We start from the raw sequence: 23,482 nt of genomic DNA, 5'->3' as shown, positions 1-23,482 counted from the left end.
GAGGACGGTAGCCCGGGGCGTCTCCGGCGGCACGCGAATACGCGTCCGTCCCGCCGGGGGGCGCTGGGGTGGGTCACTGTCCCGTCAGGTACTTCACCGTCAGGCCGGCGGTCCAGCCGCCGTCGACGGCGAGTTCGGCGCCCGTCATGTAGCCGGCGGCGTCGGACAGCAGGAAGGCGATCGCCGCGGCGATCTCCTCGGGGACGCCGACGCGGCCGAGCGGGGCGCCGGGGTAGTTGCCCTCGCCCGCCCGGATGCCGATCGGGGCGGTCATCGGGGTCAGGGTTATGCCGGGGTGGACGGAGTTGACGCGGATCCCCGCCTCGGCGAGTTCCACCGCGCCGATCTTCGACAGCCCGCGCACGCCCCACTTGGAGGCCCCGTACCCGGCGGTGAGCGCGAGACCGGTCAGGCCGGCGGCGGAGGAGATGTTGACGATGGACCCGCCGCCGTTCGCGCGCAGCAGCGGGATCGCGGTCTTGATGCCGATGAACACGCCGACCAGGTTGATCTCGACGACCTGGCGGAAGTGCTCGACGCTCTCGTGCTCCAGGAACTGGCCGGTGGAGATGCCCGCGTTGTTCACCAGGCCGTCGATGCGGCCGAATTCGGCGACCGCGTACTGCAGGGCCGTCTGCCAGTCGGCCTCGCTCGTCACGTCGTGCCGGACGAAGCGCGCCGCGTCCCCGAGCTTCGCGGCCGTCCCGGCGCCCTCCGCCTCCAGCACGTCGGTGATCAGCACCTGGCCGCCGCCGTCCACGACGGCTTGCGCGGCCGCGGCGCCGAGGCCCCGGGCTCCACCGGTGATGACGACGACCTTGCCGCTCAGATCCACAACAGCCACGGTTCCACACCCCTGCTCTCGTACGGACTGACCGGCATATGACTAATCGGCATAGCCGGCGCCGCGTCAGTCTGTCAGAGCGGCCAGGGCCTGCGACACCCCTTCCTCCTTCGGTCCCAGGAAGCGCGGGGCGGGCTTGAAGGCCGCGTCCAGCGCCGCCTTGCCCGCCGCGAAGACCTCGCGGGTCTCGCCGTAGTACCAGGTGGCGTCGTGCACGTCGGCGACCCCGACGCCGTACGACTCCAGGCCCGCCGCCTGGCACAGGGCGACGGCCCGGCGGATGTGGAAGCCCTGGGTGACCAGCACGGCCCGCTCCACGCCGAAGATCTCCTTGGCCCGCACACAGGAGTCCCAGGTGTCGAAGCCCGCGTAGTCGCTGACGATCCGCCCGTCCGGCACCCCGTGCGCGGTGAGGTACGTGCGCATCGCGTCGGGCTCGTCGTACTCCCGCCGGCCGTTGTCCCCGGTGACCAGCACGACCTTGACCTTGCCGGTGCGGTACAGCTCGGCCGCGGCGTCGAGCCGGTCGGCCAGGTAGGGGGTCGGCCGCCCCCGCCACAGGCCCGCGCCGAACACCACGGCCACCTCGGCGGCGGGCGCGTCGGCCGTGGTCCGCAACCGGTCGGCGGCCACCGCGTGCATCCACGCCGAGGGCAGCAGCGCCAGTACGCAGCCCGCCATGACGGCCTGCACCGCCCGCCGCCGGGTCCGTACGCTGCGCAGCGCCGCCACGGCCCGGCTCCACTCGACTCTCGGCAGGCGCGGTCGGCGCATCATCCATCCCCTGGTGTCTCGGCTGCTCGTCCGCTGGTCAGGACGCGTACCGGGGCCGCGCGGTTCGCCCGGTCCCCGATCCGCGGCAGGTACGCCGCCGGCCGCGCCGGCTCCGAACAGCCGGGCCGACCGCCCTGTGAGCACACGGCAAAGACCCGTCATCCCCGCGCAACGCGGCGGCAACCTCCGGCGCGGAGGATCGGTTCATGACGGAGCCGGTGCACCCTCCCGAGTTTCCCACCCTTCCCTTCGACAGCACGGCCGAGCTGCTCGGCCGCATCACCCTTCAGCTGGGCACCCAGCTCAGCGGCCTGCGCCGACCCGGAGTCCGCCCATGCAGCCCACCCTCGTCGCCGTGGCCCACGGCAGCCGTGACCCGCGCGCCCTGCACACCGCCCTCGCCCTCCTCGAACGGGTCCGCGAACTCCGCCCCCGGCTCGACGTCCGGCTCGGCCACATCGAGCTGAACGAGCCGCTGCTCGACGACACCCTGGCCGGGCTGTCCGGCTCGGCCGTGCTCGTCCCGCTGCTGCTCGGCCGCGGGTACCACGTCAAGCGTGATCTCCCCGCGGCGGCCGCCCGGGCCGGCCACCTGCTCACCCGCGTCGCCGCCCCGCTGGGCCCGCACCCGCTGCTCGTCGAGGCCCTGTACGAGCGGCTCCTGGAAACCGGCTGGGCCCCGGCCCCCGGTTCGGCCGTCGTGCTGGCCGCCGCCGGTTCCCGCGACCCCGACTCGGCGGCCGACACCCGCCGCACCGCCGCCCAGCTCTCCGAACGCCTCGGCGGTGTCCCGGTGACCCCCGCCTACGCCTCCGCCGCCGCGCCGAGCGCGCCCGAGGCGGTCCGGGCCCTCGCCGCCCGCGGTCACCACCGGATCGCCGTGGCCTCGTACTTCGCCGCTCCCGGCCGGTTCGCCACCCAGACCGCCGCGGCGGCGCCCGGCCTCGCCGCCGCCCCGCTGGGCGATCACCCGGCCCTGGCCCGGCTGCTGCTGCACCGCTACGACGAGGCCCGTGCGCTGCCCCTCGACCTGGTGCGGCCGGAACTCGTCTCCGCCTGATCCCGGTTTGTCAGTTGTTCCGGTTACCGTCTCTGCATGGAAGGCACCACGCACGCCCTCACCGACGACCACCGCGACCTCTACGACGCGGCCGACACCGAGCGCTGGGCCGCCGAGCCCGACAAACGGCCCGGCCGGACCGCCTTCCAGCGCGACCGCGCCCGTGTGCTGCACTCGGCCGCGCTGCGCCGCCTCGCCGGGAAGACCCAGGTCGTCACCCCCGGCAGCCGTTCCTACGACTGGGACGCGAGTCCCCGTACCCGCCTCACCCACTCGCTGGAGTGCGCCCAGGTCGGGCGGGAGCTCGGCGCCGCGCTCGGCTGCGACCCCGACCTCGTCGAAGCCGCCTGCCTCTCCCACGACATGGGCCACCCGCCTTTCGGCCACAACGGCGAGGAGGCGCTCAACGAGTTCGCCAAGGACTGCGGCGGCTTCGAGGGCAACGCCCAGTCGCTGCGCCTGCTGACCCGTCTGGAGCCCAAGCGGTTCGTACCCGATCCGGCGAGCGGGGAACTCGTCAGCGTCGGCCTCAACCTCACCCGGGCCTGCCTGGACGCCGCCACCAAGTACCCGTGGGCCCGCGGGGACCACCCCACCGACCCCGGCTCGGTGAAGTTCGGCGCGTACGAGGACGACCTGCCGGTCTTCGCCTGGCTGCGCCGCGGCGCGCCCGCGGACCGCAAGTGCTTCGAGGCCCAGGTCATGGACTGGGCGGACGACGTCGCGTACTCCGTCCACGACTTCGAGGACGGCCTGCACGCCGGCCACCTCGACCCCAACATGCTCTACGCCGAACCCGAGCGCACGGCGATCTGGCAGGTGGCCATCGGCCGGTACGTCCCCGCCGACACCGCGCCCGAGGAGCTGCGGGCCGCCCTCGACCGCTTGATGGAGGAGGAGTGGTGGCCGCACGGGTACGACGGTTCGGCCGTCGCCCAGTCCCGGCTGAAGGACGCCACGAGCCAGCTGATCGGCCGGTTCTGCCTGGCCGCGGAGGGGGCCACCCGGGAGGCGTACGGCTCCGGCCGCCTCACCCGGTACGGTGCCGAACTGGTGATCCCGCGCGAGGCGCGCAACGAGTGCGCGGTGCTCAAGGCGGTCGCCGACCTGTACGTGATGCAGCGCGACGAGCAGGAACGGATCCGCGCCGACCAGCGCATCGTCCTGGCCGAACTCGCGGAGGCGCTGAGCGCCCGCGCCCCCGAGGGGCTGGACCCGCAGTTCCGGGCGATCTTCGACGCGGCCCAGGACGACAAGGCGAGGAAAAGGGCGGTCATCGACCAGATCGCGTGCCTCACCGACGCATCCGCCCGTTCCCTTCACGCACGCCTCACCCGGCGCGGCCGACGCGCCGAAAGGTGAGCTGATCGAGCCACTCCCCCTTCACGCGGCAGGCTCGGTGCGGGACGCTCGCATGTGCTCGCATGTGGCGGAGAGGTTATGAGGAGGCATCAGGTGGTCGACGCACACCGGACATTCGTCATCGTCGGCGCAGGGCTCGCCGGGGCAAAGGCGGCCGAAACGCTGAGGTCCGAGGGGTTCACGGGGCGGGTGATCCTGATCGGCGACGAGCGCGACCATCCCTACGAACGCCCCCCGCTGTCCAAGGGCTACCTGACCGGCAAGGACGACCGGGAGAGCGTCTTCGTCCACGAGCCGTCCTGGTACGCGGCCGCCGACGTCGAGCTGCACCTCGGCCAGCCCGCCGTCCACCTCGACCGGGACGCCAAGAAGGTGGTCCTGGGCGACGGCACCGTCCTGTACTACGACAAGCTGCTGCTGGCCACGGGCGCCGAGCCGCGCCGCCTGGACATCCCCGGCACCGGCCTGGCCGGGGTGCACCACCTGCGGCGCCTGGCGCACGCCGAACGGCTGAAGGGCGTCCTGGCCGGGCTCGGCCGGGACAACGGGCACCTGCTCATCGCGGGCGCCGGGTGGATCGGGCTGGAGGTGGCCGCCGCGGCCCGCGGCTACGGCGCCGAGGTCACCGTCGTCGAGCCGGAGGCCACGCCGCTGCACGCGGTCCTCGGCCCGGAGATCGGCCGGCTCTTCGCGGACCTGCACGCCGATCACGGGGTGCGGTTCCACTTCGGGGCGCGGCTGACCGAGATCGTGGGCCACGACGGCATGGTGCTGGCCGCCCGTACCGACGACGGGGAGGAGCACCCGGCGCACGCGGTGCTCTCCGCGATCGGGGCCGCCCCGCGGACCGCGCTCGCCGAGACCGCCGGGCTGGCCCTGGTCGACCGGGAGCACGGCGGCGGGATCGCGGTGGACTCCTCCCTGCGCACCTCCGACCCGGACGTCTACGCGGTCGGGGACGTGGCCGCCGCCCACCACCCGGTGCTCGGGACCCGGCTGCGGGTCGAGCACTGGGCCAACGCGCTGAACGGCGGCCCGGCCGCCGCGCGGGCCATGCTGGGCCAGGAGGTCGGCTACGACCGGGTGCCGTACTTCTTCTCGGACCAGTACGACGTGGGCCTGGAGTACTCGGGGTACGCACCGGCCGGCGGCTACGACCAGGTGCTGATCCGCGGGGACGTGGGCAAGCGGGAGTTCATCGCCTTCTGGCTGTCGGAGGGGCGGGTCCTGGCCGGGATGAACGTGAATGTGTGGGATGTCACCGAGCACATCCAGGCCCTGATCAGGTCGAAGACCCCGGTCAACCGCGAGGCGCTGGCGGACCCGTCCGTTCCGCTTGACTCCCTGGTGCGGGCCGAGGGGGCCTGACCGGATTGCCGGCGCCCGGCCGTAGACTTCACGGGTGGCAGGACGGATCAACGACGACGACGTGAAGGCGGTACGGGACGCGGTCCCGATCGACGCCGTGGTCTCCGAGTACCTCCAGCTGCGCAACGCGGGCGGCGGCAACCTCAAGGGCCTGTGCCCCTTCCACGACGAGAAGTCCCCTTCCTTCCAGGTCAGCCCCAGCAAGGGGCTCTACCACTGCTTCGGCTGCCAGGCGGGCGGGGACACCCTCGACTTCGTCATGAAGATCGACCACCTCTCCTTCTCGGAGGCTGTCGAGCGCCTGGCCGGCCTGGCCGGCATCACCCTGCGGTACGAGGAGGGCGGCTACACCGCCGGCACCAGCGGCCGCGGTGACCGCATCCGGCTGGTCGAGGCGCACAAGGCCGCCGCCCAGTTCTACGTCGACCAGCTGGGCAGCCCCGAGGCGGAGATCGGCCGCAAGTTCCTGGCGGAGCGCGGCTTCGACCAGGCCGCGGCCGCGCACTTCAGCGTGGGCTACAGCCCGGCCGGGTGGGACCACCTGACCCGCTTCCTGCGGGGCAAGGGCTTCAGCGACAAGGAGCTGATCACCTCCGGGCTCGCCCAGGACAGCCGCAGCGGCAAGCCGATCGACCGCTTCCGCGGCCGGCTGATGTGGCCGATCCGCGACATCAGCGGAGAGGTGGTCGGCTTCGGCGCGCGCAAGCTGCGCGACGACGACAACGGGCCGAAGTACCTGAACACCCCCGAGACCGCGATCTACAAGAAGTCCCAGGTGCTGTACGGCATCGACCTGGCGAAGAAGGAGATCGCGAAGACCTCCCGGGCCGTGGTCGTCGAGGGCTACACGGACGTGATGGCCTGCCACATGGCCGGGGTCACCACCGCGATCGCGACCTGTGGCACCGCCTTCGGCGGGGACCACATCAAGATCCTGCGCCGGCTGCTGATGGACAACGCCACCGCCGAGGTGATCTTCACCTTCGACGGCGACGCGGCGGGCCAGAAGGCCGCCCTGCGGGCCTTCGAGGACGACCAGAAGTTCGCCGCGGAGACCTCGATCACCATCGCCCCCGGCGGCATGGACCCCTGCGACCTGCGCCTGGCACAGGGCGACGCGGCCGTGTCCGGCCTGGTGGAGGCCCGCACGCCGCTGTTCGAGTTCGCGCTGCGGCACATCGTCGCCCGGCACAACCTGGAGAACCCGGCGGGCCGGGCGGCCGCCCTGGACGAGGCCGCGCCGGTCGTCGCCCACATCAAGAACATCGCGATCCAGCACGAGTCGGCGGTCCAGCTGGCGGGCATGCTGGGCATCCGCGACGAGCAGTTCGTGGTCAAGCGGGTCGCACAGCTGGCGCGCTGGGCCCGCGAGCGCGGCCAGGGCGACGGTCCGCAGGGCGGCCGGCCGGGCGGGAAGCCGCAGCGGGGCCGCCCGTCCTACGAGGACGTTCCCGCGCCCGCCGCCCAGCCGGCCGGGGGCCCCGCGCTGAACCTGCGCAGCCCGGCCCACCGCACCGAGCGCGAGCTGCTCAAGCTCGCCCTCCAGCGGCCCGCCCTGGTCTCCCCGGCCTTCGACGCGTACGGGATGGACGAGTTCACCGCCCCGCCCTACGCGGCCGTGCGCCAGGCCATCCTGGACGCGGGCGGTGCCTCGCTCGGCACGGACGACTACCTGGCCCGCGTCCGCGAGGCCGCCCCGAACGACACCGTGCGCGCGCTCGTCACGGAGCTGGCGGTCGAGGCCATCCACGCGAAGACGGTGGACGAGATCTACGCGGGGGTCCAGCTGGTCCAGGTGCGGCTGCGCGCCGTCGACCGCCGGGTCCACGAGATCCAGGGCACGCTGTCGCGGCTGGGCCCGCAGGCTCCGCCGGAACAACTGGCGGCCGTCCAGGAGGAGCTGTGGGTGCTCCAGCAGTACGGCCAGCGGCTGCGCAACCGCGGCGCCGAGGGCCTGTAACTGCGGTTCAGCGGCGGTCGAACCAGTCTCCGCCGGGTATCTCGGTGCCCGATTCGCGCAGGTCGCGGGCGATCAGCGGGGCCGCCAGATAGACCCAGGCGCGGACCGTGGTGCCGCCCTGGCGCAGGGCCGGCCGGGCGATCCGGTCGTAGATGTTCCCCGGGCGGCCCGGTCCCTGGTACTCCTCCAGCTGGTCCAGCGCGGCGAGCAGCTTCCCGTACTCACCCGGCGCCGCCGTGATCAGCTCGCCGACGACCACGGTGCCGGGGCGGTGGACCGCGTACGGATATCCGGGCCCGTCGTAGAGCGCCGTGTCCGGGAGGACGGCCGGCTCCTCGGAGGCCGTGCGGCCGCGCAGGAAGAGGTCGTGGTTGACCTCGCCCGGGCGCAGGGTCCCGTAGACGAAGAACGGGAGCGGATCGCTCGGGTCCGGTAGCCGTTCGAGCGATGTCACGGGGCCCTCCCTCGGGTATGGCGCGGCGGTGCGCGGGCCGGGCCGAAAGTCCCGGCTTTCCCGCCCCACCACCGTACGCACCGCTTCAACACGACCTCCCGGCGGCCGTGACCCGCGCCGCCGGGCGAACTGGACGCGCGTATCGTGCCGTCGGGGATGCCGGGTGCGCCCGAACGCAGCCAGGGCACGGGGCTGGGCCTGACCATCGCCCTCGGCCACGGTGGGGCTCCCGCCGCGTGACCCCCCGGCAGCCGGAGTCACCCGGACGGCGCGGGGCGCTCCGATGGCCGCAGCACCCGCGTTGACCTGCGAAGACATCCCGCAGGTGGGCCGAGGGAAGGCATACCTGACGGAACATCAGCAGGCGCGCGGCGGGCGGGCCGGGTTTCCTCGGAAACACGACCCCGTGTCTCCAGGAGAGTCCCCATGCGCCGACGTACCGCACACCTGCTGACCGCGACCGCGCTGACCGCCGCCGCGTTCACCGGGCCGGTCGCCGGCGCGGTGGCCGCCGCGGACCTCGGCGTGGTGGGCTTCGCACCCGGGGACTTCGCGCCGCTGGAGGTGTGGCCCAAGTCCGCCGCCCCCGGCGCCACCGTCACCGTGAACACCACGGCCTGCGGCAGCGGCAGCCACGCGGACGGCGATGCCACCACGGTGGGCGGCGGCCGGTTCAAGCTGGTCCCGGGCACCCACAAGGAGGTGGTCGTGGGGCAGTTCCAGATCGCCCACGGCACCCGCGGCGGCACCTACGGCATCGGCGTGACCTGCGCGAACGGCAAGTTCGCGACCGGCAACCTGATCGTCACCGAGCGCGGCCCGCAGGGCCACGTCAACACCGGGGTGGGCGGTGGCACGACCACCACCACCGACCCCGCCAAGATCGCGGCGGGGGCGGCCGTACTGGCCGCTGCCGCCGTCGGCGGTACCTGGCTCCTGCGTCGCCGGGCGAGCGGCACGCGGAGCTGACGGACGCCCACCGCGGCTCCGGCCGCGGTCCGACCGGTACCGTCCCCCGTCGCCCGCCCCGCGAGGTCCCCCCCGTTCGCGGGGCCGGGCGACGGCCAGTCACCCCGAAACGGAAGCCGAGGGGGTACGCATGGGTGGCGATTTCGGTGGCGCGCGGGGCCGCGACCGCCCGGGATCCGCAGCGCACCCCAGGCGGCGAGCGGCGGGCCGGGCGGTCCGCACCCCCACCGCCCGCCACGGCGGACTCGTCGCGCTCGCCGCCTGCGTCGGCATCTGGCTCGTGACCAGCGGTTCGCGTGAACCCGTCGGACCGCCGCTGCCCTCCCCCGCCGAGTCACTGACCGCCGCCGGCGTGGTGGGCCCCGGGATCGCCCCGCTCCCCGGCTCCCCGCCGGCCCGGATCCGGATCCCCTCCATCCGGGTCGACGCCCCGCTGACCGGGCTCGGCCTGGACCCGCGCGGCAGCCTCGAAGTGCCGCCGCCGGACCGGCGCGACCTGGCCGGCTGGTACCGCGACGGCACCACGCCGGGCGCCACCGGCACCGCCGTCGTCGCCGGGCACGTGGACGACGCGGCCGGGCCGGGGGTCTTCTACCACCTGGGCGCGCTGCGCCGCGGGGCCTCCATCGAGATCCCGCGCGCGGACGGCCGTACGGCGGTGTTCACGGTGCACGCGGTCGAGGTGTACGACGCCAAGGCCTTCCCCGACACCCGCGTCTACGGGCCTTCGGCGCGCGCCGAGCTGCGGGTGATCACCTGCGGCGGCGGCTTCTCGCCGCGCACGGGCTACCGCGGCAACGTGGTGGTCTTCGCACACCTCACCGGGACGTACTAGGGGGTCCTATCCCCACTGCTCGAAGCCGAGCTTGAGCACCAGCGCGCCCACGACCGTCAGCAGCACGCCCCGGACGAAGCCGCTGCCCTTCTTGAGCGCCATACCGGCGCCGATCATGCCGCCGGCCAGGTTGAACACCGCCATCAGCGCGGCCAGCTGCCACAGCACCATGCCCTGGTAGGCGAACATCGCGAGCGCCCCGGCGTTGGTGCAGCAGTTCACGATCTTGGCGGTGGCGGAGGCGGTGACCAGGTCGAGGTGGAGCAGTGCCGTGAGCGCGAGCACCAGGAAGGTGCCGGTGCCGGGCCCGATGAGGCCGTCGTAGAAGCCGATGCCCAGGCCCGCGAGCCCGATGGCGAGCAGCACCCGCTGCCGGCTGACGGGTGCGGTCGAGGGGGCGGTGCCGAAGCCCGGCTTGAAGATGACGACGCCCGCGACGATCACGAGTACCACCATGATCAGCGGGCGGAGAGCGTCCTTGCTGATGCCGCCCGCGAGTGCGGCACCGCCCATGGAACCGGCGAGCGCGGCCAGGCCGATGCGGACGGCCAGTTTCACGTTCACCGGGGCCTTGCGGGCGTACGTCACGGCCGCCCCGGCGGTGCCGACGATGGCCACGGCCTTGTTGGTGCCGAGGACGGTGGCGGGGTGGGCGTTCGGCAGGCCGAGGAGGAGCGCGGGCAGGAGCAGCAGGCCGCCGCCGCCCACCACCGCGTCGATCCAGCCGGCCGCGGCCGCGGCCACGCACAGGACGATGATCATGGTCGTTGATATGTCAGGCACGGCTCGACCCTACGGAGCAGTTGGGTGCAGTGACCATCAATCCCCGGAAACTTGCGCAAAGGTTGAGGTTGGCCGGGCCGGCGCGCGGTCCGGGGCCACCGGAGCCGCCGGGTCCACGGCCGCCGTCAACACGGTCGCGGCCAGCACACTCGCCGCCCCCAGCCCCGCCGCCAGCCGCCGCGCGGGCGGTACGCAGGCCAGCGCGGCCAGGGCGGCCCGTACCGGTGACGGGCGGCGCGGCTTGCGGTGCCGGGCCACGGCCGCCGCAGGAGCCCCGGCGCCGACGGGTACGGAGAGGGCGACGTGCAGCGGGTGACGCATGGGGCGGTGACTCCTCGGGGAAACGCGGGACACTCAGGCAGGGGGGCGGGCCGTGGGCACGCAGCTCAGAAGCTGAAGCACTCCGAATGGATACGGCCGGCCGGCACCCCGGCCCGCAGCAGCGCGGCCCGGGTCGCCTCGGCCATCCCCGGCGGCCCGCACAGGTACACGTCGTGCTCGGTCAGGTCGGGCACCAGCGCGGTCAGCGCCTGCGGGGCCAGCGGGTCGTAGGCCGCTCCGGACGGCCCGAGCAGGTAGTGCAGACCGGCCTGCCGCTCGGCGGCGATGGCCTCCAGCTCGGCCCGCAGCACGAGGTGCTCCTCGGCCCCGGCCCGGTAGAGCAGGGTGATGTCCCCGGGGCCCCCGGGCAGCGTCTCGAACAGGGCCCGCATCGGGGTGATTCCGACCCCGCCGGCGATCAGCAGCACCTTGGGCCGGGTCCGCCGCGCGGCGGTGAGCGCGCCGAACGGCCCGGTGGCCAGCACCCGCGTCCCGGGGCGCAGCCGGCGGATCCGGCGGGAGTGGCCGCCGAGCCCCTTCACGGTGATCCGCAGGGCGTTCCCGCGGACGGGCGCGGACAGCGAGAACGGCAGGGCGGTGTGCCACAGCCGCCGCTGGAGGAACCGCCAGCGCAGGAACTGGCCCGGCTCCGCCCGCAGTTCCGCGAGGTGCTGTCCGTAGACGACGACGGAGACCACCCCGGGCCCCTCGACCCGGACGTCCGCGACCCGCAGCGCGTGCCGCAGGGCCTGCCGTACGGGAACCACGGCGCGGTACCAGATCAGCAGGACGGCGACCACGGTGTGGGCGAGCGCCCAGAACCAGGCGGCCGCGGCCAGATCGGGCCCGGCGAGCTGGTGCCCGAAGGCGAGGGCGGCGGAGAGGTAGACGAGCAGGTGCACCCCGCGCCAGGTTTCGTGCGGCACCCGGCGGCGTACCGCCCGGGCGGAGGTCACGCCGACCGCGGCCAGGAGGACGGTCCCGGCTGCGGCGGCGGCGAGCGCGGGGTAACCGAGCAGCTCCGAGGCGGCGGAGACCACGTCGGTTCCCTCGTGCACGGCGTAGCCGAGCAGGGCGAAGAGCCCGTGCCCGAAGACGAGCAGCAGGACGTACCGGCCGCCGAAGGCGTGCCAGCGGGCGAGCCGGTCGGCGCCGACCCCGTGCTCGACGGCGGGTACCCGGGCCATCAGGAACAGCAGCACCAGCACCCCGTACCCGGCGAGCAGGCCGGACAGGTGCGCGGCGGTGGCGAACAGCGCGTCGGGCCGGGCCGAGGGCCGCACCTGCGCCGCCCAGAGCAGGGTCACCACCCCCGCACCGGCCAGCATCCCGCCCCTCACCCGCACCACCGCATTCCGCATACGGATCACGCTAAGGCCGCAGGTGGCGGCCCTGATGACCCTTAAGGCGGCCTTGAGGAAGGCCTCACCGACCCTTAACCCGGGTGCTGAGGCGGGCGTTCCGTCCGGGTAACAGAGGCGATGCCGTGGGGAAACAGCGGCCGCGCACGCTCGTGGCATGACCTCGGAACAGCGTGTGGTGGTGATCGGCGGCGGCCTCGCGGGCCTGCGGCTCGCGCAGCGGCTCGGCCAGGCCGCGGCGGTGACCGTCCTCGGCGAGGAAACCCACGTGCCGTACAACCGGGTCCTGCTCGCCGAGGTCCTCGCGGGCCGGTACGCCCCGGAGGTGACGGCCCTCCCGGCGCCCGGCCCGGTGCTGCGGCGAGGGGTCCGGGCGGTGCGCGTGGACCGCGCGGAGCGGGCCGTGCGCTGCGACGACGGCACGGTGGCCCGGTACGACACGCTGGTGCTGGCCACGGGGTCGAACGCGGTGCTCCCGGCGCTGCGCGGGCTGTTCGAACCCGACGGGCGGGACCTCCCGGACGGGGTGCACGCGTTCCGCACGATGGACGACTGCCTGGCCCTCTCGGCGGCCGTGCGGCCCGGGGTCCGCGTGGTGGTGATCGGCGGGGGCCTGCTGGGCGTCTCGGCGGCCCGTGCGCTGGCCGCGCGGGGGGCGCAGGTGGTCCTGGCCCAGCAGGGCGAGCGGCTGATGGAGCGCCAGCTGGACGCGGACGCCTCCGCCCTGCTGCACGCGCACCTGACCGGACTCGGCGTCGAGATCCACACGGAATGCCGGGTCCGCGGCCTGATCACATCTGCGGCGCCGCTGCAAGGGGCTCTGCCCCAGGACCCCCACGCCTCAAATGCCGGCGAGGCCGCGCAAAATCCAGCCCCTGCGGCGTTTGAGGAGCGGGGTCTGGGGCGGAGCCCCAGCAGCGGCGCCGCGCAAAGTCATCGCAAGGTCACGGGGGTCGAGCTCGCCGACGGCTACCGGCTCGACGCCGATGTCGTCGTGCTCGCCTGCGGCGTACGCCCCCGCACGGGCCTCGCCCAGGCCGCCGGCCTGGAGGTCCGCAAGGGCATCGTCGTCGACGACCACCTCCGCACGAGCGACCCCCGCATCCACGCCATCGGCGACTGCGCCGAGCACGCCGGCCAGGTGTACGGCCTCGCGGGCGCCGCCCTGGAGCAGGCCGACGCCCTGGCCTCGCTCCTCACCGGCGAGCCCACGCAGTACACCGGCACCCGCGCCCTCACCCGGCTCACCCTCACCACCGACGGGGACCGCTCCCTCGATCTCGCCGCCTTCGGCGAGACCACCCCCCTCCCCGGCGACGACGTGGTCCGCCTCGCCGACGCCACCCGCCGCACCTACCGCAAGGTCGTCCTGCGGGGCGACCGCCTCGTCGGCGGCGCGCTGCTCGGCGAGCTCTCCACCGTGGGGGCCCTCGCCCGCACCTGGGAGGGCGAGGAATCACCGCACGACCTGTTCCACCTGCTCACCGACGACGGAGGCCACTGACATGACCGAGCCCCTGCCCACGATCGTGCTCATCGGGCACGGCATGGTCGGCCAGCGCTACCTCGAAGCACTCGCCGAGCGCGGGATCACCGCCACGCACCGGATCACCGTGCTCTGCGAGGAGCCCCGGCCCGCCTACGACCGCGTGCACCTGACCTCGTACTTCTCCGGCAGCACCGCCGAGGACCTGTCCATGACGCCCGCCGGGTTCATGGAGGAGCACGGCATCGCCCTCCACCTCGACGACCCCGCCGAGCACATCGACCGGGCCGCCCGTACCGTCACCTCCCGGTCCGGGCAGGTGTTCGCGTACGACGTCCTGGTGCTGGCCACCGGCAGCTATCCCTTCGTGCCGCCGGTCCCGGGCAAGGACGCCCCCGGCTGCTTCGTCTACCGCACGATCGAGGACCTGCTCGCGATCGAGGAGTACGCGAAGAGCCGCGGCTCCGGCGCGGTCGTCGGCGGCGGTCTCCTCGGGCTGGAGGCCGCCGGCGCCCTCCAGGGGCTGGGCCTCGCCACCCGTGTCGTCGAGTTCGCCCCGCGCCTGATGCCCGTACAGGTCGACGAGGGCGGCGGCGCGGCCCTGCTGCGCACCATCGAGTCCATGGGGCTGACCGTCCACACCGGCGTCGGCACCCAGGAGGTGGTGACCGGCGAGGACGGTCACGTCAGCGGAATGCGGCTCTCCGACGGCTCCGTCGTCGACACCGACCTCGTCGTCTTCTCCGCCGGTGTCCGCCCCCGCGACCAGCTGGCCCGCGACGCCGGACTGGACGTCGGCGAGCGCGGCGGCATCGCGGTCGACGCCCGCTGCCGCACCTCCGACGCGCACGTCTACGCCATCGGCGAGTGCGCCCTCGCCGTCGACGGCCGGGTCTACGGACTGGTCGCCCCCGGCTACGAGATGGCCGAGACGGCCGCCGACGATCTGCTGGGCCGCGAGAAGGAGTTCACCGGAGCCGACCTCTCCACCAAGCTCAAGCTCCTCGGCGTGGACGTGGCCTCCTTCGGCGACGCCCACGGCGCCACCCCGGACAGCCTCGACGTCGTCTGGTCCGACTCCCGCTCCGGGGTCTACAAGAAGCTGGTCGTCTCCCCCGACGGGGTCCTCCTCGGCGGGGTGCTGGTCGGCGACGCGGACTCCTACGGGCTGCTGCGCCCGCTCACCGGCAGCGTCCCGCCCGTGGCCCCCGAGCAGCTGGTCCTGCCCGCCGGGGTCGGCGCCCCGGTCGCGCTGGGCCCGTCCGCGCTCCCCGACCACGCGGTGATCTGTTCCTGCCACAACGTCACCAAGAAGGCCATCGCCGCCTGCGCCACCCTCGCCGAGGTCAAGAAGTGCACCAAGGCGGGCACCGGCTGCGGCAGCTGCGTCAAGGTGATCGGCCAGCTGCTGCCCGCCGCCACCGACAAGGGGCTGTGCGGCTGCTTCCCCTTCACCCGGGCCGAGCTCTACGAGATCGTCCGCACCCGCCGGCTGACCTCGTACGAGGAGATCCTCGACGGCCACGGCCGCCCGGAGGCCCGCGGCGGGGACGGCTGCGAGGTCTGCAAGCCCACCGTCGGCTCGATCATCGCCTCGCTGGCCCCGACCCTCGGCGCGAGCGGCTACGTCCTGGACGGGGAGCAGGCCGCCCTCCAGGACACCAACGACCACTTCCTCGCGAACATGCAGCGCAACGGCTCCTACTCGGTCGTCCCCCGCATCCCCGGCGGTGAGATCACCCCCGACAAACTGATCGTGATCGGTGAGGTGGCCCGGGACTTCGGCCTCTACACGAAGATCACCGGCGGCCAGCGGATCGACCTCTTCGGGGCGAGCGTGGACCAGCTCCCCCGGATCTGGGCACGGCTCGTCGACGCCGGGTTCGAGTCCGGGCACGCGTACGGGAAGGCCCTGCGCACGGTGAAGTCCTGCGTGGGGCAGACCTGGTGCCGCTACGGGGTCCAGGACAGCGTCCGGATGGCCATCGACCTGGAGCTTCGCTACCGGGGGCTGCGCGCCCCGCACAAACTGAAGTCGGCGGTCTCCGGCTGCGCCCGCGAGTGCGCGGAGGCGCAGAGCAAGGACTTCGGCGTCATCGCGACGGCGAGTGGCTGGAACCTGTACGTGGGCGGCAACGGCGGGGCCACCCCGCGCCACGCCGACCTGCTGGCGCAGGACCTGTCGGACGCGGAACTGGTCCGGCTGATCGACCGGTTCCTGATGTTCTACATCCGCACCGCGGACCGGCTGGAGCGGACCTCCACCTGGCTGGAGCGGCTGGAGGGGGGCCTGGCCCACCTGCGGGACGTGGTCGTGCACGACTCGCTCGGGCTGTGCGCGGAGCTGGAGGCCCTGATGGCCGACCACGTGGCGCACTACCGGGACGAATGGGCCGAGACGCTCCAGGATCCGGAGCGGCTGCGCCGGTTCGTGTCCTTCGTCAACGCGCCCGGCGCCCCCGACCCGACCGTGAAGTTCGTCCCCGAGCGCGACCAGGTCAAGCCCGACCTGGCCGTCCTGACCATAGGAGGACCCGTCCGATGACCGTGGAACTGCAGGTTGCGCAGGGCTGGCTGACGGTGTGCGAGCTGTCCTCGCTCATCCCCGGGCGCGGGGTGGCGGCGCTGCTGCCCGACGGGAGCCAGGCCGCGGTGTTCGTCGACCGCGCGGGGCGCCCGTACGCCATCGGCAACCAGGACCCCTTCACCGGCGCGCACGTGCTCTCGCGCGGGCTGGTGGGGACGGCGGGGGGCCGGCCCTTCGTGGCTTCCCCGCTGCTGAAGCAGCGCTTCGACCTGGAGTCGGGGCGCTGCCTGGACGACGAGGAGACGGTGGTCCGCACCTACCCGGTCCGGACCGCCGCGACCTCGTGACCGCAGGCGGTGACGCCGTCAGCCCTGGACCATCGACGGGTCCATCCACATGATCTCCCAGGTGTGACCGTCGAGGTCGTCGAAGGCACGGCCGTACATGACGCCGTGGTCCTGGGCGGGGCGGGGTTCGGTGGCGCCGGCCGCCAGGGCTCCGTCCACCAGCTCGTCGACCGCGGTGCGGCTCCCGGCGCTCAGACAGAGCAGCACCTCGGACGTCTTCGTGGCGTCCGCGATCTCCTTGTGGGTGAAGTCCTTGTAGCGGGCCTCGGTCAGGAGCATCGCGACGATGGTGTCGCTGATGACCATCGAGGCGCAGTTCTCGTCGGTGAACTGGGCGTTGAAGGTGTAGCCCAGCTTGCCCCAGAAGGCCTTGCTGGCGTCCAGGTCCTTGACCGGCAGGTTGACGAAGATCATGGTGGCGGACATCGAGGTCTCTCTTCTCTCGTGTGCGGTGCTCGGTGCGTGCTGCCCGGTGCTTTCGAGAGGTAGACCGCGGGTCTCCGGGAAACTCATCGCTTCCAGCGAAGTTTCTTCGAATTTTCTTTCCTGATCTACGAAATCGCAGGTCAGGCCATAGATACGAGGCTCAGCTCCAGCACCGCCAACGGGATGAAGCCGACCGCGTCCTCGCCCTGGAGCGAGGCCCCTGGCCCGGCGAGGCGCTGGTGGAGGGCCAGCGCGATCCGCTCCCCCTGCCCCTTGGCCCGCTCGGCGTTCGGCCCCCGGTGCAGTCCGTCGATCGCGGCCCTCCACAGCTGCACCCAGCGGCCGAAGTCGGCGGCGGTCAGCTCCCGCACCGCGTGCAGAGCGGCGTGCGGGGCGAAGGCGTCACGCCGGTAGTCGGCGGTGCGGAAGAGGGCCCGCTCCCAGAAATCGGTGATCCGGGGCAGGTGGGACTCCAGGTCCGTGCCCGCGAGTTCGGTGAAGAAGGGCCCGATCCGCGGGTCGGCGAACGCGGCCGCGTAGAAGCGGCGCAGCACGACGTCGAGGTCGGCACGGCCTGAGATGTCGGCGGCGGCGAAGTGGTCCATTGCTGCACCATCCTCCCCCACCGGGAGCCCGTCCCGGGCGGAAAGTCCCGCGGTGCGCCCCGCCGTGGCGCGGTCGGCGTATTGCACGTCGAGCGGTCGCCCGCGCGTCATGGGGAGTTGGCGCCACGGCAACTGGCGCCTCCTAGGTTCCTCGACGCGTGCGACCCCGCGTCCGATCGGCCGCGGGGCCTTCCTCCCACAGGAGTGACCGTGGAACGTCGTACCTTCCTGCGCGGCGCAGTGATCGGTTCGTCTGCCGCCGCCTTCGGCGGCACGTTGATGCACGGGGCCGCCTACGCCGCCCCCGCCCAGCCGGGTGCCGGACCCTACGGGGCGCTCGGCGCGGCCGACGCCAACGGCATCATGCTCCCCAGCGGCTTCACCAGCCGGGTCATCGCCCGCTCGGGCCAGACCGTCAGCGGCACCTCGTACGGCTGGCACAGCGCCCCCGACGGCGGTGCCTGTTTCGCCGACGGCTCGGGCTGGATCTACGTGTCGAACTCGGAGATCAACCCCTCCGGCGGCGCGAGCGCCGTCAGGTTCAACTCCTCCGGCACCATCACCGGCGCCTACCGCATCCTGTCCAACACCCGGCAGAACTGCGCGGGCGGCAAGACCCCCTGGAACACCTGGCTGTCCTGCGAGGAGGTCGACCGCGGCTTCGTCTACGAGACCGACCCGTACGGGGTGAACGCGGCCGTGCAGCGCCCTGCGATGGGCCGGTTCAAGCACGAGGCGGCCGCCGCCGACCCGGTGCGCAAGGTGATCTACCTGACCGAGGACGAGACCAACGGCTGCTTCTACCGCTTCATCCCGACCACCTGGGGCAGCCTCTCCTCCGGCACCCTCCAGGTCCTGAAGGCCGGCACCGCCACCTCCGGCTCCTTCACCTGGCAGAACGTCCCGGACCCGGACGGTTCGCCGACCGTGACCCGCAGCCAGGTCTCGGGCTCGAAGAAGTTCAACGGCGGCGAGGGCTGCCACTACGCCAACGACACGGTCTGGTTCACCACCAAGGGCGACAACCGGGTCTGGCAGCTGAACCTCGCGAACAGCACGTACGAGCTGGCCTACGACGACTCGCTCGTGCCCGGCGGGGCGGCCCCGCTGACCGGCGTCGACAACGTCACGGGGTCCTCGTACGGCGACCTGTACGTCGCCGAGGACGGCGGCAACATGGAGATCTGCGTGATCACCCCGGACGACGTGGTGGCGCCCTTCCTGCGGATCACCGGCCAGTCCTCCTCGGAGATCACCGGCCCGGCCTTCTCCCCGGCCGGCAACCGCCTCTACTTCTCCAGCCAGCGCGGCACGAGCGGCAGCTCCTCCGCCGGCATCACCTACGAGGTCACAGGCCCCTTCCGCGTCTAGATCTAGCCCCGCCGGCGCTCCTCTCCAGCCCCGCCCGGCCATCTTCCAGCCTCGCCGGCGTTTGAGGCGCGGGGGCTCGGGGGCTCGGGGGCAGCGCCTCCGCAACGGCGCCGTACCCGATCGCACGACCGCCGCGCCCCGACGGGTACGAACCCCGCCGGGGCGCGGCATCGTTGAACGACGCGGCAGCGTCACGAGGCCACGGCCCCACCCTTCAGCAGCGCAGCCCCCAGCGGCGTCACGGTGTGCAGCACCGCGTTCCCCCGCCGCAGCGTGGTCACCAGCCCCGCCTCCCGCATCACGCACGCGTGCTGGCTCGCGGAGGCCAGCGAGACCCCGGCCCGGCGCGCCAGCTCACTGGTGGTCGCCCCGTCCCCTATGGCCCGCAGCACGACCGAGCGGGTGTGCCCGACCAGCTTGCCCAGGGTGCGCTGGCGCTGCTCCTCCACGGGCCGCGCCGCCTCACCCCCGGCCGGCGCCGAGGCCAGCTGCGCCGCGGCCGGGTAGACCAGCACCGGCGGCAGCTCCGGATCGTGCAGGGTCACCGCGGTGCGCCGGCAGAAGAAGGACGGCTGGAGCAGCAGCCCGCGCCCCCGCAGCCGTACGTCACGGTCCACGGGGTAGTCGCACTCCAGCACCGGCGCCCGCCAGCGCAGCATGGGCGGCAGCGAATCCAGCAGCTCGTCCGCGCCGCCGTCCAGCAGGGCCCGGCCGCGCGCGGCGCGCTCGGCCTCGATCTGGGCCTGGATATGCGTCCAGTACGGCTCCACGGCGGCCCGGTGGTACGCGCGGAGCTCGCCCATGAGCCGCGGCAGCTGCTTGTCACCGCCGTCCATGAACTCCCGTAGCCGCGGCGTCATCGGCGCACCGGCCGCCAGCAGCTGCAGCTCGCGCCGCATGCGCTCGGGACGGATCCCGCGCAACGCGTCGAGGCCCACGTCCCACCCGTACTGCCCCTCCACAGGGGTCAGGAAATCGGGGAAATAACCACGACTCGGTATGAGCATACCGAGCGTGCGTGTTTCACTATTCAACCTGCTCCGGGTTTCCGTACGCCATTCACCGAACAACCGGGCGTCACGCCGGTCTCTTAAGCGGTGAAAGCTCAGAATCGTTTCCCACAACGCATCGGGACGCCCTGCCATCCGTACGCGTGCCAGGTCCACTCCAGTGAAATGGATACGCAGCACCGAACCCCCACCTGTGCAACCGCAATCCCCCCGCCCCATGAGTATGCATGCCGTCACACGTTGTCACCACGCCCTTTCGGCCACAGTTGAAACCCCTTTCGGCGGGGGCGTGACAACCGAAATCCTGTACTCCGCCGGGCACACTCCGGTGCGACCGAAACGCTCCGCGAAGGCCGTGGGGGGCTTTGCGGGGCCTGGCGGTCGGTCGCACCGGGAAGCGCCGACGTGCCCGGCAGAATGACAGCGGCGGTGGACGGGTGGGGATCCGTCCACCGCCTGCTGGCGTAAAGATTTGTTGAACAACAAAAATAGGCGCGCCCGCCCCCGGGCAGTCAGGGAACCCGGGGACAGGCGCGGTCTATGGGGCCCTTGGCGGGCCGTGGGTCAGCGGCTGTCGCTGCCCTTCGCCTCGGCGGCCGCACGGCCGGCCTCAAGGCGCGCCACCGGAATCCGGAAGGGCGAGCAGGAGACGTAGTCGAGGCCGACCTCGTGGAAGAAGTGGACGGACTCGGGGTCGCCGCCGTGCTCACCGCAGACGCCGAGCTTGAGGTCGGGGCGCGTGGCCCGGCCCAGCTTGGCCGCGTGCCGGACGAGCGAGCCGACGCCGTCCTTGTCGATGGTCTCGAAGGGCGAGACCCCGAAGATGCCCTTCTCCAGGTAGGCGGTGAAGAAGCTGGCCTCGACGTCGTCGCGGGAGAAGCCCCACACCGTCTGGGTCAGGTCGTTCGTGCCGAAGGAGAAGAACTGCGCGGCCTCGGCGATCTGGTCGGCCGTCAGGGCGGCGCGCGGCAGCTCGATCATCGTGCCGATGGTCAGCTTGAGGCTGGTGCCGGTCGCGGCCTCGACCTCGGCGATGACCTGGACGGCCTCGTCGCGGACGATCTCCAGCTCCTGGACGGTGCCGACGAGCGGGACCATGATCTCGGCGCGCGGGTCGCCCTTGGCGTTCTTGCGCTCGGCCGCGGCCTCGGCGATCGCCCGGACCTGCATCTTGAACAGGCCGGGGATGACCAGGCCGAGGCGGACACCGCGCAGACCCAGCATCGGGTTCTGCTCGTGCAGCTTGTGCACGGCCTGGAGCAGGCGCAGGTCGTTCTCGTTGTGGTCCTTGCGGGACTCGGCGAGGGCGACGCGCACCGACAGCTCGGTGATGTCGGGCAGGAACTCGTGCAGCGGCGGGTCCAGGAGGCGGACGGTGACGGGCAGGCCGTCCATCGCCTCGAACAGTTCGACGAAGTCCTTCTTCTGCAGCGGCAGGAGGGCACTGAGTGCCTCCTCGCGCTCGCCGTCGGTGTCCGCGAGGATCAGTCGCTCCACGAGTTCACGGCGCTCACCGAGGAACATGTGCTCGGTGCGGCACAGGCCGATGCCCTGGGCGCCGAAGCGGCGGGCACGCAGCGCGTCCTCGGCGTTGTCGGCGTTGGCGCGCACCCGCAGGCGGCGGACGCGGTCCGCGTAGGCCATGATCCGGTGCACGGCGGCGACGAGCTCGTCGGCGTCGTCGGCGCCGGCGTGCATGCGGCCCTCGAAGTACTCGACGACCGGGGACGGTACGACGGGTACCTCACCGAGGTAGACCTTGCCGGTGGAGCCGTCGATGGAGACGACGTCGCCCTCTTCGATGACCGTGTCGCCGACCGTCATGCGGCGGCGCTTGGTGTCGACGTCGAGCTCCTCGGCGCCGCAGACACAGGTCTTGCCCATGCCGCGGGCGACGACGGCGGCGTGCGAGGTCTTGCCGCCGCGCGAGGTCAGGATGCCCTCGGAGGCGATCATGCCGTCCAGGTCGTCCGGGTTGGTCTCGCGGCGGATCAGGATGACCTTCTCGCCGGAGCGGGACCACTTGACGGCCGTGTAGGAGTCGAAGACGGCCTTGCCGACCGCCGCGCCCGGGGAGGCGGCGATACCGCGGCCGAGCAGGGTGGTCTTCGCGTCCTCGTCGAAGCGCGGGAACATCAGCTGCGCCAGCTGGTGACCGGTGACGCGCTGGAGGGCCTCGGCCTCGTCGATCAGGCCCTGGTCCACGAGCTGGGTGGCGATGCGGAAGGCGGCGCCGGCGGTGCGCTTGCCGACACGGGTCTGGAGCATCCACAGCTGGCCGCGCTCGATGGTGAACTCGATGTCGCAGAGATCCTTGTAGTGGGTCTCCAGCGTCGTCATGATCGTCATGAGCTGGTCGTACGAGGCCTTGTCGATGGCCTCCAGGTCCGCGAGCGGCACGGTGTTGCGGATGCCCGCGACGACGTCCTCGCCCTGGGCGTTCTGCAGGTAGTCGCCGTAGACGCCCGCGTGGCCGCTGGCGGGGTCGCGGGTGAAGGCGACGCCGGTGCCGGAGTCGGGGCCGAGGTTGCCGAAGACCATGGAGCAGATGTTGACCGCGGTGCCCAGGTCGCTCGGGATGCGCTCCTGGCGGCGGTAGAGCTTGGCGCGGTCGGTGTTCCACGAGTTGAAGACGGCCTCGACGGCGAGGTCGAGCTGCTCGCGGGCGTCCTGCGGGAACTCGCGGCCGGCCTGCTTGGCGACGATCTTCTTGAAGCGGGTGACCAGCTTCTTCAGGTCGGCGGCGTCGAGGTCGGTGTCGACGGTGACCTTCTTGGCGGCCTTGGCCTCGTCGAGGGCTTCCTCGAAGAGCTCGCCGTCGACGTCCAGCACGGTCTTGCCGAACATCTGGATGAGGCGGCGGTACGAGTCCCACGCGAAGCGCTCGTTACCGGCCTGGGAGGCAAGGCCGGTCACGGACTCGTCGGAGAGGCCGATGTTCAGGACGGTGTCCATCATGCCGGGCATCGAGAACTTCGCACCGGAGCGCACGGAGACCAGCAGCGGGTCGTCCGACTGTCCGAGCTTCTTGCCCATCTTCGCCTCAAGGGCGGCAAGGTGGGCACTGACCTCTTCGCGCAGCGCGGCCGGGGCCGTACCGCTCTCGAGGTAGACCTTGCAGGCCTCGGTGGTGATGGTGAAGCCGGGAGGGACCGGCAGACCCAGGTTGGTCATCTCGGCGAGGTTGGCTCCCTTGCCGCCGAGAAGGTCCTTGAGGTCGCGGTTGCCCTCGGTGAAGTCGTAGACGAACTTCTGATCTTTGTTTTCCGACACGGGTCTCGACTCCTCGAGGCTCGGTGGCTGCCCTGACGGCCAGGAACATACCCAGATCGAAGGCTTCTGGGTACGTCCACTTGGTCGTCATACGGCTGTAACCACCCGTGCGCCAGCAGATCGAAAGTAACTCATGGGTAATCAGAAAGTACGAAGAGCCTTCACATCCCGAAGGATGAGGGGGCTCCTGAGGCCTGTTCACGCTCGGATGAGCGATCATCGATACATTTGCCTTCAAGTCTTGAACGCACAAAGGGTGGCACCCAGTGCCACCCTTTGAAAGTCTTACCCGTGACTTCTGTGCTCATCTGAGCGAAACCCTTCCCATGCGTGGCGTATATCACGC

At 72.5% G+C, this 23,482-nt stretch carries 20 protein-coding genes; 10 read left to right on the top strand and 10 right to left on the bottom strand.

Annotated elements, in window-relative coordinates; genetic code table 11:
* Nucleotides 1-73: 73 nt before the first annotated feature.
* Nucleotides 74-844 (bottom strand): SDR family oxidoreductase, encoded by a 771-nt coding sequence (locus ACFY0D_RS20020; RefSeq protein ID WP_390799498.1) that lies wholly within the window; start codon nucleotides 842-844, stop codon nucleotides 74-76.
* Between the two features lie 66 nt (nucleotides 845-910).
* The gene (locus ACFY0D_RS20015) at nucleotides 911-1,618 is read right to left on the bottom strand and encodes a vancomycin high temperature exclusion protein (RefSeq protein ID WP_390799497.1); all 708 of its coding nucleotides are present in this window, start codon (nucleotides 1,616-1,618) and stop codon (nucleotides 911-913) included.
* A gap of 334 nt (nucleotides 1,619-1,952) precedes the next feature.
* Between ACFY0D_RS20015 and ACFY0D_RS20010 the strand changes: the two genes are divergently transcribed.
* The 4 genes from ACFY0D_RS20010 to dnaG all read left to right on the top strand — a co-directional run bounded on the left by ACFY0D_RS20010 (nucleotide 1,953) and on the right by dnaG (nucleotide 7,368).
* Complete coding sequence (locus ACFY0D_RS20010; protein ID WP_390799496.1) at nucleotides 1,953-2,678, top strand: sirohydrochlorin chelatase; 726 nt, start codon at nucleotides 1,953-1,955, stop codon at nucleotides 2,676-2,678.
* A gap of 36 nt (nucleotides 2,679-2,714) precedes the next feature.
* A complete protein-coding gene (locus tag ACFY0D_RS20005) occupies nucleotides 2,715-4,040 on the top strand; it encodes a deoxyguanosinetriphosphate triphosphohydrolase (RefSeq protein WP_390799495.1) in 1,326 nt (441 codons plus the stop codon).
* Nucleotides 4,041-4,133: 93 nt separating this feature from the next.
* On the top strand, nucleotides 4,134-5,408 hold the full coding sequence (locus tag ACFY0D_RS20000; protein WP_301371320.1) for an NAD(P)/FAD-dependent oxidoreductase: 1,275 nt from the start codon (nucleotides 4,134-4,136) through the stop codon (nucleotides 5,406-5,408).
* 34 nt (nucleotides 5,409-5,442) lie between these two features.
* On the top strand, nucleotides 5,443-7,368 hold the full coding sequence (gene dnaG, locus ACFY0D_RS19995; protein WP_390799494.1) for a DNA primase: 1,926 nt from the start codon (nucleotides 5,443-5,445) through the stop codon (nucleotides 7,366-7,368).
* A 7-nt stretch (nucleotides 7,369-7,375) separates the two neighbouring features.
* On the opposite strand, the gene ACFY0D_RS19990 is transcribed toward dnaG, so the two are convergent.
* Complete coding sequence (locus ACFY0D_RS19990; protein WP_390799493.1) at nucleotides 7,376-7,822, bottom strand: gamma-glutamylcyclotransferase family protein; 447 nt, start codon at nucleotides 7,820-7,822, stop codon at nucleotides 7,376-7,378.
* 426 nt (nucleotides 7,823-8,248) lie between these two features.
* Here ACFY0D_RS19990 and ACFY0D_RS19985 point away from each other — a divergent pair, with 426 nt between their 5' ends.
* Complete coding sequence (locus tag ACFY0D_RS19985; protein ID WP_390799492.1) at nucleotides 8,249-8,791, top strand: hypothetical protein; 543 nt, start codon at nucleotides 8,249-8,251, stop codon at nucleotides 8,789-8,791.
* A gap of 130 nt (nucleotides 8,792-8,921) precedes the next feature.
* On the top strand, nucleotides 8,922-9,626 hold the full coding sequence (locus tag ACFY0D_RS19980; RefSeq protein WP_390799491.1) for a class F sortase: 705 nt from the start codon (nucleotides 8,922-8,924) through the stop codon (nucleotides 9,624-9,626).
* 6 nt (nucleotides 9,627-9,632) lie between these two features.
* On the opposite strand, the gene ACFY0D_RS19975 is transcribed toward ACFY0D_RS19980, so the two are convergent.
* From ACFY0D_RS19975 to ACFY0D_RS19965, 3 genes are all read right to left on the bottom strand, one after another.
* Entirely contained in the window at nucleotides 9,633-10,409 is a 777-nt protein-coding gene (locus tag ACFY0D_RS19975; protein ID WP_030012032.1) for a TSUP family transporter, read from the bottom strand.
* Nucleotides 10,410-10,445: 36 nt separating this feature from the next.
* The gene (locus ACFY0D_RS19970) at nucleotides 10,446-10,730 is read right to left on the bottom strand and encodes a hypothetical protein (protein ID WP_390799490.1); all 285 of its coding nucleotides are present in this window, start codon (nucleotides 10,728-10,730) and stop codon (nucleotides 10,446-10,448) included.
* 65 nt (nucleotides 10,731-10,795) lie between these two features.
* Complete coding sequence (locus ACFY0D_RS19965) at nucleotides 10,796-12,091, bottom strand: ferric reductase-like transmembrane domain-containing protein (RefSeq protein WP_390799489.1); 1,296 nt, start codon at nucleotides 12,089-12,091, stop codon at nucleotides 10,796-10,798.
* A 157-nt stretch (nucleotides 12,092-12,248) separates the two neighbouring features.
* Here ACFY0D_RS19965 and ACFY0D_RS19960 point away from each other — a divergent pair, with 157 nt between their 5' ends.
* From ACFY0D_RS19960 to nirD, 3 genes are read left to right on the top strand one after another with little or no spacing between them, the layout of a single operon-like run.
* On the top strand, nucleotides 12,249-13,595 hold the full coding sequence (locus ACFY0D_RS19960) for an NAD(P)/FAD-dependent oxidoreductase (RefSeq protein ID WP_390799488.1): 1,347 nt from the start codon (nucleotides 12,249-12,251) through the stop codon (nucleotides 13,593-13,595).
* A gap of 1 nt (nucleotide 13,596) precedes the next feature.
* Nucleotides 13,597-16,122 carry a nitrite reductase large subunit NirB gene (nirB, locus tag ACFY0D_RS19955; RefSeq protein ID WP_390799487.1) on the top strand — a complete coding sequence of 842 codons (2,526 nt, stop codon included), beginning with the start codon at nucleotides 13,597-13,599 and terminating at the stop codon, nucleotides 16,120-16,122.
* Nucleotides 16,119-16,451, top strand: coding sequence for a nitrite reductase small subunit NirD (gene nirD / locus ACFY0D_RS19950; protein ID WP_351149440.1), 333 nt, complete (start codon nucleotides 16,119-16,121; stop codon nucleotides 16,449-16,451). Before nirB ends, nirD begins: the two co-directional genes overlap by 4 nt.
* Nucleotides 16,452-16,469: 18 nt before the next feature.
* Here the strand turns inward: nirD and ACFY0D_RS19945 are convergent, their stop codons facing one another.
* Together ACFY0D_RS19945 and ACFY0D_RS19940 are read right to left on the bottom strand one after the other, a co-directional pair.
* Nucleotides 16,470-16,877, bottom strand: coding sequence for a VOC family protein (locus ACFY0D_RS19945; protein ID WP_390799486.1), 408 nt, complete (start codon nucleotides 16,875-16,877; stop codon nucleotides 16,470-16,472).
* A gap of 140 nt (nucleotides 16,878-17,017) precedes the next feature.
* Nucleotides 17,018-17,482 (bottom strand): group III truncated hemoglobin, encoded by a 465-nt coding sequence (locus ACFY0D_RS19940; protein WP_390799485.1) that lies wholly within the window; start codon nucleotides 17,480-17,482, stop codon nucleotides 17,018-17,020.
* 210 nt (nucleotides 17,483-17,692) lie between these two features.
* Here ACFY0D_RS19940 and ACFY0D_RS19935 point away from each other — a divergent pair, with 210 nt between their 5' ends.
* Nucleotides 17,693-18,853: an alkaline phosphatase PhoX gene (locus ACFY0D_RS19935; protein ID WP_390799484.1), complete on the top strand. Its 1,161-nt coding sequence runs from the start codon at nucleotides 17,693-17,695 to the stop codon at nucleotides 18,851-18,853.
* A gap of 191 nt (nucleotides 18,854-19,044) precedes the next feature.
* Here ACFY0D_RS19935 and ACFY0D_RS19930 read toward each other — a convergent pair whose 3' ends face one another.
* Both ACFY0D_RS19930 and ppdK read right to left on the bottom strand, forming a co-directional pair.
* The gene (locus ACFY0D_RS19930) at nucleotides 19,045-20,043 is read right to left on the bottom strand and encodes a helix-turn-helix transcriptional regulator (RefSeq protein WP_301371298.1); all 999 of its coding nucleotides are present in this window, start codon (nucleotides 20,041-20,043) and stop codon (nucleotides 19,045-19,047) included.
* Between the two features lie 384 nt (nucleotides 20,044-20,427).
* Nucleotides 20,428-23,136, bottom strand: coding sequence for a pyruvate, phosphate dikinase (ppdK, locus tag ACFY0D_RS19925; protein ID WP_390799483.1), 2,709 nt, complete (start codon nucleotides 23,134-23,136; stop codon nucleotides 20,428-20,430).
* Between the last annotated feature and the right edge of the window lie 346 nt (nucleotides 23,137-23,482).

The organism is Streptomyces sp. NPDC001502 (assembly GCF_042894785.1).
GTDB classification, from domain to species: Bacteria; Actinomycetota; Actinomycetes; order Streptomycetales; family Streptomycetaceae; genus Streptomyces; species Streptomyces kutzneri.
Note: the sequence above shows the minus strand (reverse complement) of the source record. Positions and strands in the feature narration are given on the sequence as shown.